The sequence below is a fragment of the Acinetobacter sp. TW_SC_4 genome, from assembly GCF_054861205.1.
In genome coordinates, this window is sequence record NZ_CM142174.1 from 2,738,022 (window position 1) to 2,750,586 (window position 12,565).

Sequence of the window (12,565 nt, forward strand, 5' to 3'; positions counted from 1 at the left end):
ATGGGTGCTTTTTTATTGGAATTTTAAAATTAATTACCAGGTTCTTGGATCCCAGAGTTTAAACGGTGTGGTTAACTGTACATCTGTAGATGGATCATATTCAGTCGCCTTAATTTTCTGGGCTTTCTTGCGGATTTTCCCAGTTTCCTGATCCTGTGCAAAAAAGTTAAAACTGTCCGATTTTAACTGGGTAAAAGCAATTTCATTGAGTCCCATACTGCTTGGCATTAGCATCAGAGGTCCCGGAACACTACGACGGGTGCTTAAATTTTCTTCATCATACTTAATAAAATAGGATTGACCCGCTTCTACTGTAAAGTCCAAATACTTAGGTTTTTGGAAGTGCAACGCACCTAAAGGGCGACTGGTACTCAAGCGATAAGTACCTGCAGGCAACTCAATCCAGTAATGATGATTATGCAATAAACTCGGAATACGATGCTGATTGATAAATAGGCTGGCAGCGACAATTTCCTGACGGTTCCATTTGGAATCCGGGCGGTATAAATAAACGATTGCAGCATCCTCATGCTGAGGTTTAACTGCCTGAAAATGATTACCCTGTTTCTGGTTGACCCAGCCACCAATCGTAAACATCCCCACCCGATGCTGTTCGACGAAGCCCGGTTTTTTTTCAAGATCAATATTTTTTAAAGTGCTGAGTGGCTGTGTAGGCTCAACTACGGCTTTTTTACCGTGACAACCCATCAGCGCCAAACTGCCGATGAGCACCATTGCGACTCCACGCATGCTTATCCCTCACTGCGTCTTTATTCTTGTATGTAAGTACTTTGCGATATATTTTTATAGCTTTCGGCGTCCACGCCTAGATGTTGAGATTAGCATCTGCTTTTATCTTTTGGAAATAAAAAACGTGCGAAAACACGGGGTTTTCACACGTTTCTGACGAATAGCAATCAAGCAGATTTGCTATTCACCACCTTTAAATCAACTTTTACCGCTGTTTCTGGTTCATCATGTGGTTGACGTTCAGCAAGAAATTCTGGTGCAGCTTCACCATTAATGACTGCTTCATTGACTACCACAGTGCCTACATCGCTACGACTCGGCAAGTCATACATGGTTTCTAACAATGAATTTTCCAGAATCGAGCGCAGGCCACGCGCACCTGTATTATGTTCCAATGCTTTTTTCGCAACCGCACGTAGTGCTGAATCTTCAAAGATTAAGTCCACATTTTCCATCTCAAACAGATGTTTATATTGACGGGTTAATGCATTCTTCGGCTCAGTCAGAATCTGCATTAAAGCTTCTTCATCCAGCTCATCTAAAGTCGCAATCACGGGTAAACGACCAATGAATTCTGGAATCAGACCAAATTTCACTAAGTCAGTCGCTTCGACCTGACGGAACAATTCAGACAGCTTTTTGCTTTCGTCTTTATTACGGACTTCTGCAGTAAAGCCAATACCACCTTTCTCCTGACGCTGCTGTACGATTTTCTCAAGACCTGAGAATGCACCGCCACAGATGAACAGGATATTCGAGGTATCAATCTGAATGAATTCCTGCTGCGGATGCTTACGACCACCTTGTGGTGGAATTGAAGCAACCGTACCTTCGATCATTTTCAGCAAGGCTTGCTGTACGCCTTCACCTGATACATCACGTGTAATGGATGGGTTTTCAGATTTACGGGTAATCTTATCGATTTCATCGATATAGATAATGCCCTTTTGCGCTTTTTCGACATCGTAATCAGCTTTTTGCAAAAGCTTTTGTACAATGTTTTCAACATCTTCACCCACATAACCCGCTTCAGTTAGGGTTGTTGCATCTGCCATGGCAAATGGAACGTCCAGAAGACGGGCAAGGGTTTGTGCCAGCAAGGTTTTACCTGAACCGGTCGGACCCACCAGCAGGATATTACTTTTGGCAATTTCAACGGAATCATCTGCTTTCTTACCATTGGTCTGTACTTTCAGACGTTTGTAATGGTTGTATACGGCCACAGATAATGTCTTTTTCGCTACGTCCTGACCAATCACATATTGATCGAGCGCCGCACGGATTTCATGCGGTTTCGGTAAAGGACGGTTCGCCCAGTCATTGGTTTCGACCTGTTGACTGGTTTGAACCAAATCTAAGCATACGTCCACACATTCATTACAAATGTATGCGTCCTCGCCTGCAATCAGCTTTCCGACTTCAGACTGCGTTTTACCGCAAAATGAACAATGCTTTTGTCCTTGAGGATGTTCGGACATATTTACTCCAATATCTCAATCTCTAAAACTTATGGACGTTTCGTTAGAACTTCATCCACAAGACCGTATTCTTTCGCTTGCTGAGCAGTCATGAAGTTGTCACGGTCTGTATCGCGTGCCACTTTTTCATAGTCCTGACCGCTATGTTCAGCCATTAAACGGTTTAAACGTTCTTTAATGAACAGAATTTCACGTGCGTGAATTTCAATATCTGATGCCTGGCCTTTGAAACCACCCAAAGGCTGGTGAATCATGACACGTGCATTTTCAAGGCAGTAACGTTTGCCTTTAGTTCCTGCATTGAGCAGGAATGCGCCCATTGATGCTGCCTGACCCATACAATAAGTCACAACATCCGGTTTAATAAACTGCATGGTATCGTAGATCGCCATGCCAGCAGTCACCGAACCACCCGGTGAGTTGATATATAAATGAATATCTTTATCTGGGTTCTCAGCTTCTAAAAACAACATTTGCGCAACGATCAGGTTGGCCATATTGTCTTCAACTTCACCTGTCAGAAAAATTACCCGCTCACGTAAAAGGCGTGAATAAATATCAAAAGAACGCTCACCACGAGAGGATTGTTCTACCACCATTGGCACTAAAGCGTTTTCAATCGTTGGAACATACATAGGTTTATTTATTCCTAAATTTTTGTGACTTAATCCATAATCACAATATGAGGGATAATCAATGAAATTGCAAAATAATCGCGAATAATTCCATCATATTTTTTGCATTAGTTTTGTGAAAATCAGATATGTCAAGAAATTACTAATATGAAAAAAGGCGCACGAAGCGCCTTTTTAGGGAAAGCTTGAATTAGCCTTGTTGACGAGCTTGTTGCTCTTTCAATAAGTCTTCATAGCTTACAGTCGCATCAGTCACTTTAGCAGATGCTAGGATGTGATCAACAACTTGGTCTTCAAGTACAACTGCTTCGATTTGAGCACGTTGTTGCTTGTCATTTTTGAAGTATTCGATCACTTCATTTGGATCTTCGTAAGAAGAAGCCATATCTTCGATATAAGCTTCAACGCGCGCTTGATCTACTTCAATTTTCGCATCAGCAAGAATGCGGCTTACCAATACGCCAAGTTTAACTGATTTCTCAGCTTGTTCTTTGAACAGGTCATCTGGAAGCATGCTTGAATCAAATGCTTTCGCGCCTTGAGCACCGAACTGTTGAGTGAACTGCTGGATCATTTGTTGACGTTGACGGTCAATTTCTTGAGCAACCATTGCAGATGGAAGTTCAACTTCGTTTGCAGCTACAAGTGCATCGAAAGTTGCGCCTTTAACCTGGTTACGCAGGCCGTTTTTCACTTCACGTTCCATGTTTTTACGAACGTCAGCTTTCAGTTTTTCAACGCCATCTTCTTCACAAATACCGAAGATTTTCAGGAATTCAGCATCAATTTCTGGAAGTTTTTGTTTTTCAACAAGTTTTACATTGATTTTGAATTGAGCTTGTTTACCAGCAAGGTTTTCAGCTTGGTAATCTTCAGGGAAAGTAACATCGATCACTTTCTCTTCGCCTTTCTTCATACCGATGATGCCATCTTCGAAGCCAGGGATCATACGACCAGAACCTAAAACAAGTTTAAAGTCTTGCGCAGCGCCGCCTTCAAATTTTTCGCCATCAACAGTACCTTCGAAGTCGAAAGTTACTTGCATGTCTTTTTTAGCCATGCCTTTAGTTTCAGCCCAAGAAGCGCGTTGTTTTTGAAGATTTTCAATCATCTTCTCAACGTCTTTGTCATTTACTTCGGACGCTTTACGTTCAACTTCCAGACCTTCGAATTTCACTTCAACTTCTGGATAAACTTCAACAGTCGCTTCATAAACTAAAGCGTCGTCTTTCATTTCAGTTTTTTCGATGTTTGGCATACCAACAGCGTTGATTTTTTCTTGTTGGATTGCTTCGAAAACTGTGTCACGAATGATGTCGTTGACAACTTCTTGGTAGATACCAGCGCCGTATTCACGACGAACTACGTTTACAGGTACTTTACCTGGACGGAAGCCGTTGATCTTCGCAGTTTTAGCAGTGCGTTTTAAACGAGCTTCAAATTGCTCATTAATACGGCTCGTCGGTACAGAAACATTTAAACGACGGGCAACGCCCGAAACCGCTTCAGAAGTTACTTGCATGGCTTCCTCTATATATTTGGTAATAACAGGTTTATAAAAATGTGCCACATTATATGACAACATTTGCAGATATACAAAACACAATACTTGAATCGTCTTTATTAATGCTGTAATAATCAAATTTATTCAGTCAAATTCATTTTTCTTTGATTAAATATCCCTTCCCTCAAATAAGAATAGATATATTGATTACTGAAACTGGACAGATCATCTCTTTAATCTGCATTTATGGATTTTTATAGTGCTTTTAGTAAACTTTTCTTTATCTTTTCTTCAATTTTTTTAAACTCTAATAATCTCAATAAAAGTAAAGATAATAATCTATTAATCAGATTTAGTTTAAATACATTAACTTAGAAACATTTTGATACACCATAACATCGCTAAAGGCAATTAATATAATTTTTAAAATCGTCATTTCCTATCTAAAAGTAATTCTTAATTTAAATAAGAATTATTATTATTCGCATACATAAATTTTATGCTTTTTTCGGGTTCCCACATGTCGTTTATCAAATCACGTAAAAAACTCGTTTCATCGGCGATTGCCTCTTCCCTCTCGATCGTAACTGTAAATGCTGTGGCTGATGAAAATGTGGTCAAGCTCGAAACTATTCATCAAGAAGTTAAAGCTGAACAGACACCAAGTTTAAAAGTAGATAATTCCGCAAATAAGAAATTTGTTGCACCCTTACTGGATACACCTAAATCTGTATCAGTCATTTCTAAACAACTGATTGAAGACACTCAAGTCACTACACTTTCTGATGCTTTACGTACTGTACCGGGTATTACCTTGGGTGCGGGTGAAGGCGGCAACCCGAATGGCGACCGTCCATTTATCCGTGGCTATAGCTCTGAAAGCTCAATGTATTTAGATGGTATTCGTAATTCAACCTCACAAAACCGTGAAATGTTTGCCATAGAACAAGTTGAAGTCACCAAAGGTTCTGCTTCTGCTATGGGTGGTGCAGGTACTGTTGGCGGTAGCATCAACATGATTTCTAAAGTGGCCAAAAAAGGTGACTTTTTAGAAGGTACTGTTGCTGGCGGTACAGATGCTTACGCACGTGTGACGCTTGATGGCAACAAAGATTTTGGCAATGGGATTGCTACACGTGTTGCCGTTATGGGCCACATGAATGAGAAAGCAGGTCAATCTGATGGTGCTGAATATAAACGTGCTGGTATTGCCCCTAGTATTACTTTCGGCTTAGACACCCCTACTCGTGCAACTTTAAGTTATTACTATTTAAAATCGGATGATACTCCCGATTCAGGTATACCATATTGGGATGCTGGTTTAGGTAAACCACAAGGTAAACCTGCGGAAGTAAAACAAGGCGTTTATTATGGTTGGAAAGATCGTGACTTCCAAAAACAAGAGAACCAAGCAGGGACAATCAAGTTAGAACATGATTTAACTGACAATCTAACCGTTACAAACACTGCAATGTACAGCAAATCTAAAAATGATTATGTCTGGACAAACCCTGATGATTCTAAAGGCAATGTAGCTAATGGCCAAGTATGGCATCGTCAAAACTCTGCCATCACAGATAGCGATACCTTTACAAATCAATTAGCATTGATAGGTAAATTTGCTACAGGTGCCATTAATCATAGCTTTAATGTTGGTGCTGAATACAGCAAGCAAGAAACTGACAAAGGTGGTTATAACATCATTAACAGTAAAGATGGCAAAGTTTCCTCAACTGGGTTTTACAGCGACTGTAAAGACCTTTCAAGCAATTGGTGTACTTCTCTAAACAATCCAACTCAAAAACCATTTTTAGATCGTCTAGAAGCCCGCCAAGACTTTGATGCCACGGTTGAAAGCACTTCTGTATATTTATTAGATAGTATTGAAATCACACCACAATGGTTACTTGATCTTGGTGTGCGCTGGGACAAGTTTGAAGCTGCACAAAACTTTCGTGCTACATCTTCAGCTGCTGCATATACAGCTAACAATGATTCAGACTTCTTTACATATCAATCAGGTATAACCTTTAAACCTGTTGAAAATGGTTCAATTTATGCAAGTTATGCTACCTCTGCCAGTCCTGTTGGCTTAAATGCTGGTTGGGGAGATAACAGCGAAACCATAAATGCTAATAACCAAATGATCGATCCTGAAGAAGCACAAACTTACGAGTTAGGTACTAAGTGGGACTTGTTAAATGATCGTTTGAATTTAACAGCAGCGATCTTCCGTACTGAAAAACAAAATACTCGTGTACAACTTGACCCAACAACTTATGCGAATGTAGGTGAAAGTAAAGTTGATGGTGTTGAATTAGGATTAAATGGTCAAATTACCGATAAATGGGATATTTCGGCAGGTTATACTTATCTTAATAGTGAATTAACAAAAAATGGTAAATCATGCCGTGGTTCAGGTTCAACAGCAACTTGTACAGATAATGCCATTTATAATGGCAACCAAATGCCTAATGTACCTAAACAAGCAGCAACATTATGGACTACCTATAAGATATTGCCGCAATTAACTTTGGGTGGTGGTGCAGTATATTCAGACAAAGTTTATGGTGATGTTGCAAACATCAAATGGGCTCCATCTTATGTACGCTACGATGCTATGGCGCGTTATAACGTTAACAAAAATGTGGATTTACAGTTGAATGTAAATAACCTTTCTGACAAACGTTACTTCACTAAAGCCTATGCTTCTCACTATGCTACTGAAGCAGAAGGACGTAGTGCAGTGTTAGCAGTCAACTTTAAATATTAATTCAATGCAACCGCATAGCCTCCTGATGGGGGCTATGTTATTTTTAAAAGACGATTATTCAGGGGTTTCTCGTGCTGCATCATATTCCAAATGTACTGAGCAAAGAACAGGTGCAATATTTCCGTGAGGAGATGAATAAGATTGAGTGGGTCAATGGCAAGGTTACCGCGGGTACGCTCTCTGCCACCGTGAAACAGAATCAGCAATTACCTGAAGATCATTCACTCACTCATCATCTCAGCAATATTATTCTGGAATCGCTGGGACAGCATGCTCTGTTTTTATCGGCGGCGATTCCACTGGATATTATTCCCCCACTTTTTAACCGCTATGAAAATAATGAATCTTTCGGCTTTCATGTCGACAATTCAATTCGTCGTATTCGCGGCAGCAGTGAACGCCTCAGAACGGATTTATCCTGTACGGTTTTTTTAAGCGAGCCGGACGAATATGTCGGTGGTGAACTGGTAGTCGAAGACACTTACGGTTATCACGAAGTAAAATTGCCTGCCGGCGATATGATTCTTTATCCATCCACCAGCCTGCATGAAGTTACGCCAATCACTTCCGGTTGTCGAATTGCTTCATTTTTTTGGGTACAAAGCATGATCAGGGATGATGCAGAGCGGCATATGTTGTTTAATCTGGATCAGAGTATTCAAAACTTGAGAGTGCAGCTGGGTGATCAGCATTCAGAAGTTATGAAACTGACCAACCTGTATCATAATTTAATGCGTAAATGGGCTGAACTTTAAAAGAGGCTCTGTCTTCAATGATCTTTATAAACAACTGGATCTATTGTTTATCAAAATATACTGAGTTGTGGCACAATTGAACGTAATAAATAACGCATTATGTCCAAATTAAGAAAATATAAAATACAATATTTAGAATAAGTGAAAATATTTTTCAATTCTTAAAGTTTATAAGAAAATCTTTATTAACATACGACTAAAATCCATAGAAAAAGCAAAAACTTTTCACGTTTTCTGGACTAAAATTAATCTTATAGGTTCACCATGCAGGTGTCTGGTCGATCCTGATGATCAAGACTTTAAAAAATACAGGATTGATCTTATTTACCCACACCTGCCTGTAAACGAATATATAGACAAAATCTATACTGTAGACCGAGCAACTGCTGCACCAAGCGAATTTGCCAGGCTACCTAAGGAGCTCTCTCATGATGTTGGCTGATCCAAGTAAAAAATACCGTCGCATGTATCAACGTGTGGACTTACCAGACCGTCAATGGCCGAACAATGAAATCACTAAAGCGCCAATCTGGATGAGTACTGACCTGCGTGATGGTAACCAGGCGATCTTCGAGCCAATGAACATCGAGCAGAAGTTCAAAATGTTCCAGATGTTGGTAAAAATCGGTTTCAAACATATTGAAATCGGCTTCCCTTCTGCATCTCAAATTGATTTCGACTTCACCCGTAAATTGATTGAAGAAGGTCATATTCCGGCTGATGTTTACATTGAAGTACTGGTTCAGGCACGTGACCATTTGATCGCACGTACTTTTGAATCTTTACAAGGTGCGAAACGCGCAATCGTGCATATCTACAACTCTAACTCTCCAACCTTCCGTCAAAAAGTGTTGAACGTAGATGTTGAAGGTGCAAAACAGTTAGCGATTAATGCAGCGCAAAAAGTGAAAGAATACGCAGCAAAACAGCCTGAAACTGAATTTGTTTTCCAGTACAGCCCTGAATGTTTCTCTGCAACTGAATTGGAAGTGGCGAAAGACGTTTGCGACGCTGTGACTGAAATCTGGGAAGCATCTCCAGAAAACAAAGTGATCTTGAACTTGCCAGCCACTGTCGAAGTCTCTACACCAAACGTGTATGCCGACCAAGTGGAATGGATGCACCGTAACATCGAGCGTCGTGACGGCGTGATCATTTCAGTTCACTGTCACAATGACCGTGGCTGTGGGATCGCAGCGTCTGAATTGGCGATCATGGCCGGTGCTGACCGTGTCGAAGGTTGTGTATTCGGTAATGGTGAGCGTACCGGTAACGTGGACGTGGCAGCAATTGCCTTAAACATGTACACCCAGGGTGTTGCACCAAACTTGGATTTCTCAAACATCAACGAAATCATTGCGACTGTTGAAGAATGTACTGGCTTGCCAGTCCACCCACGTCATCCATATGCGGGTGACTTGGTCTTCACTGCATTCTCTGGTTCACACCAGGATGCAATCAAAAAAGGTTTTGAATTCCAGAAAAACGAAGAAATCTGGGATATGCCGTACTTGCCAATCGATCCGAAAGACCTGGGCCGTGACTATGACGCCGTGATTCGCGTGAACTCACAGTCAGGTAAAGGTGGTATCGCTTACTTGTTAGAATCGAACTATAACGTGACTTTACCACGTCGTTTACAGATCGAATTCTCGCAAATCGTACAGCAAAAAACCGATGAAGATGGTACTGAGATTTCAGCACAAGCGATCTGGACATTGTTTAAAGACACGTATGTTGATGCTAAAGATGCACATTACGCTGCCAAGAACTATAAATTGTCAGATGAAAATGGCAACCAGGTGATTGAGCTAGATGTTGAAGTCAATGGTGAAACTCAGCGCTTACGTGGTGAAGGTAACGGTCCAATCTCTGCGATTTTGGATGCATTACAATTGCCAATTGACGTCTTGAACTATGAAGAACGTAGCATCAGCTCAGGTGCACATGCCAAAGCATTGGCATTGGTTGAACTTCAAGTGAAAGGTACCGGTAAATCCGCCTTTGGTGCTGGTGTCCACGATAACATTGTGACCTCTTCAATTGAAGCGATTATTGCATGTACCAACCGCCTGATCGACCAGGATGTGTTAAGCACTGAACAGGTGATTGCTGCTGCCGTCTAAACCCGGTATTTGAATTAGCGATAATTCATAGCAGTAAAAAGACTTTAGAAGGATACCTGCAAATGGTATCCTTTTATTTATTCATACTAAAGATTTAAGGCGAATCATTCCCGTGTCTTTTCCAGCTGACTCAGTGGGCCTTGTTGTCCCACAAAAGTTCCAATTCGAACAGCCGTTAGAGCTTGAATGCGGTCGCATCCTCCCACGTTTTGAACTGATGGTAGAAACTTATGGCGAACTGAATGCCGATAAGTCCAATGCCATTTTGATCTGCCATGCCCTGTCTGGCCATCATCATGCTGCAGGTTATCATCATGAAGATGATAAAAAACCAGGCTGGTGGGATGCCTGTATTGGCCCGGGTAAGGCAATCGATACCAATAAATTCTTTGTGGTGGCGCTGAATAATATCGGCGGTTGTAATGGTTCTACTGGTCCTACCTCTCCTAATCCCGAAAATGATAACCGCCCATATGGTCCAGACTTTCCGCTAGTCACTGTGCGTGACTGGGTGAAAACTCAGGCGATGCTGTCTGACCGTCTGGGGATTGATGTGTGGTATTCCATCATTGGCGGCTCACTCGGGGGCATGCAGGCCTTGCAATGGTCGGTAGATTATCCGGACCGTCTGCAAAAATGCGTGATTATTGCCAGTGCACCGAAACTGTCTGCACAAAATATTGCCTTTAACGAAGTCGCGCGTCAGTCGATTCTGTCTGATCCGGACTTCCATCATGGCCGTTATCTAGAAAATGACAGCTATCCAAAACGAGGCCTGATTCTGGCACGGATGGTCGGTCATATTACCTATCTGTCTGAGGAAGCCATGAAGCAGAAATTTGGCCGTGATTTAAAATCTGGCAAATTCATGTATGGCTTCGATGTGGAATTCCAGGTCGAAAGCTACCTGCGTTATCAGGGTGAACAGTTTAGCCGTAACTTTGATGCCAATACTTATCTGATCATGACCAAAGCACTAGACTACTTTGATCCTTCACGTGAATATCAGCAGTCACTGGTCAAAGCGATGGCGCAAACCAAATGTAAGTTCCTGGTGGTTTCATTTACCACAGACTGGCGGTTCTCACCTTCACGTTCTGTTGAAATCGTAGACGCCTTAATTACCAATAATAAGCCTGTCAGCTATCTGGATATTGATGCTGAGCAAGGCCATGACTCCTTCCTGTTCCCGATTCCTCTGTATGTAAAATCCTTGCGCGCCTTCCTGGGCGGTGAAGAACATCTGCGATCAACACCGAAGGAGGCTGTGTAATGCGTATTGACCAACAACTTGCTGAAAAATGGATCAAGCCCGGTTCACGTATCCTCGACCTCGGTTGTGGTGATGGCGAACTGCTGGCCCATATGAGCAAAAAGCACAATATTCGTGCATATGGATTAGAAATTGATCAAGAAAAGATTGCAATTGCGATCAGTCGCGGGTTAAATATCATCCAGCAGGACTTAAACCTCGGTTTAAGCCGTTTTGCTGACCAGTCTTTTGACTATGTGGTGATGGCACAGGCTTTGCAAGCTGTAGATGCACCAGACGTATTATTGCGTGACATGGTGCGTGTAGGGAAACAGGCCATTATTACCTTTCCAAACTTTGCGCACTGGAAGACTCGTTCTTTCTTGGCATTAAAAGGGAAAATGCCGGTTTCGGAAGCCTTACCCTATATGTGGTATAACACCCCGAACATTCACCTATGTACTTTCCGTGACTTTGAAGCATTATGCGCGGAAAACAACATAAAAATTATTAATCGACTCGCTGTGAATGGGAATCAAGAAGATAGTTTGCTTAGCAAACATCTCCCAAATCTGTTTGGTGAAGTCGCAATTTATCGAGTGAGCGCTCTATGAAAAAATTATTATTAAGTACGACGCTACTGGCTGGACTTTTTGGCATGCAGGCCCATGCCGATTACGTTGCACCAACGCCTTCTGTGGCCAGCCAAGCAGCGCAATATTCAGTAATGGACATTCATAGTCTGACTAAAGCAGCTAAAGCGGGTCAGCCTGGTGCACAATTTTATTTAGCAACCAAATATCAATATGGCAAAGACGTCCAGAAAGATGAACGTCAGGCCTTTGCATGGTACAAAGCTGCTGCCGACCAAGGTCTGGCAGTGGCTCAACTGAATGTTGGCCGTATGCTGGCAGATGGTATTGGTACCAAAAAAGATGAAACACTGGCTCGCCAGTACTTCGAAAAAGCAGCTAGCCGTGGTGATAACCGTGCCAGCTTCAATCTGGCCATGATGGAAGAAAAGAAGAAAAACTACATGGGTGCTTACCAGTGGTATGAACTCTCTACCCGCGATGGCATGCTGGACAATAAAGTGATTACTTTATCTGAAGGTAAGAAAACTGCATTGGCAGCTAACTTAACCCAAGAACAGATCCGTCAGGCACGTGACCGTGCAGACAAATGGATTCAGGCACAATAAGCTAAAATTTTTAAAGAGCACCTTCGGGTGCTTTTTTTATACTTTAAAAAAACTGTAACATATTAAAAATAATAAACTATTTCTAAAGCCT

Annotated in this window: 10 protein-coding genes; 6 read left to right on the plus strand and 4 right to left on the minus strand. The window is 41.6% G+C overall.

The annotated features are described in order from the left end of the window. Positions 1-33: 33 nt before the first annotated feature. From ACWM1W_RS13380 to tig, 4 genes are all read right to left on the minus strand, one after another. Positions 34-750 (minus strand): DUF2846 domain-containing protein, encoded by a 717-nt coding sequence (locus tag ACWM1W_RS13380; RefSeq protein ID WP_005232213.1) that lies wholly within the window; start codon positions 748-750, stop codon positions 34-36. 167 nt (positions 751-917) lie between these two features. Next, positions 918-2,228, minus strand: a complete 1,311-nt coding sequence (gene clpX / locus ACWM1W_RS13385; protein WP_005232215.1) for an ATP-dependent protease ATP-binding subunit ClpX — start codon at positions 2,226-2,228, stop codon at positions 918-920. A gap of 29 nt (positions 2,229-2,257) precedes the next feature. Then, entirely contained in the window at positions 2,258-2,863 is a 606-nt protein-coding gene (gene clpP / locus ACWM1W_RS13390; protein WP_004781985.1) for an ATP-dependent Clp endopeptidase proteolytic subunit ClpP, read from the minus strand. 190 nt (positions 2,864-3,053) lie between these two features. Beyond that, positions 3,054-4,385 carry a trigger factor gene (gene tig, locus ACWM1W_RS13395; RefSeq protein ID WP_461603267.1) on the minus strand — a complete coding sequence of 444 codons (1,332 nt, stop codon included), beginning with the start codon at positions 4,383-4,385 and terminating at the stop codon, positions 3,054-3,056. Between the two features lie 502 nt (positions 4,386-4,887). Between tig and ACWM1W_RS13400 the strand changes: the two genes are divergently transcribed. The 6 genes from ACWM1W_RS13400 to ACWM1W_RS13425 all read left to right on the plus strand — a co-directional run bounded on the left by ACWM1W_RS13400 (position 4,888) and on the right by ACWM1W_RS13425 (position 12,474). Then, a complete protein-coding gene (locus ACWM1W_RS13400) occupies positions 4,888-7,140 on the plus strand; it encodes a TonB-dependent receptor (RefSeq protein WP_004781982.1) in 2,253 nt (750 codons plus the stop codon). Between the two features lie 71 nt (positions 7,141-7,211). Continuing rightward, positions 7,212-7,895 (plus strand): Fe2+-dependent dioxygenase, encoded by a 684-nt coding sequence (locus ACWM1W_RS13405; protein WP_005232220.1) that lies wholly within the window; start codon positions 7,212-7,214, stop codon positions 7,893-7,895. 428 nt (positions 7,896-8,323) lie between these two features. Continuing rightward, positions 8,324-10,021 carry a 2-isopropylmalate synthase gene (gene leuA, locus ACWM1W_RS13410; RefSeq protein WP_034169885.1) on the plus strand — a complete coding sequence of 566 codons (1,698 nt, stop codon included), beginning with the start codon at positions 8,324-8,326 and terminating at the stop codon, positions 10,019-10,021. A gap of 112 nt (positions 10,022-10,133) precedes the next feature. Further along, complete coding sequence (gene metX, locus ACWM1W_RS13415) at positions 10,134-11,294, plus strand: homoserine O-succinyltransferase MetX (protein WP_004781977.1); 1,161 nt, start codon at positions 10,134-10,136, stop codon at positions 11,292-11,294. After that, complete coding sequence (metW, locus tag ACWM1W_RS13420; protein WP_004781976.1) at positions 11,294-11,887, plus strand: methionine biosynthesis protein MetW; 594 nt, start codon at positions 11,294-11,296, stop codon at positions 11,885-11,887. The genes metX and metW overlap by 1 nt, the downstream gene beginning before the upstream one ends. After that, positions 11,884-12,474 carry a tetratricopeptide repeat protein gene (locus tag ACWM1W_RS13425; RefSeq protein WP_004781974.1) on the plus strand — a complete coding sequence of 197 codons (591 nt, stop codon included), beginning with the start codon at positions 11,884-11,886 and terminating at the stop codon, positions 12,472-12,474. Before metW ends, ACWM1W_RS13425 begins: the two co-directional genes overlap by 4 nt. The last annotated feature ends 91 nt before the right edge of the window (positions 12,475-12,565 follow it).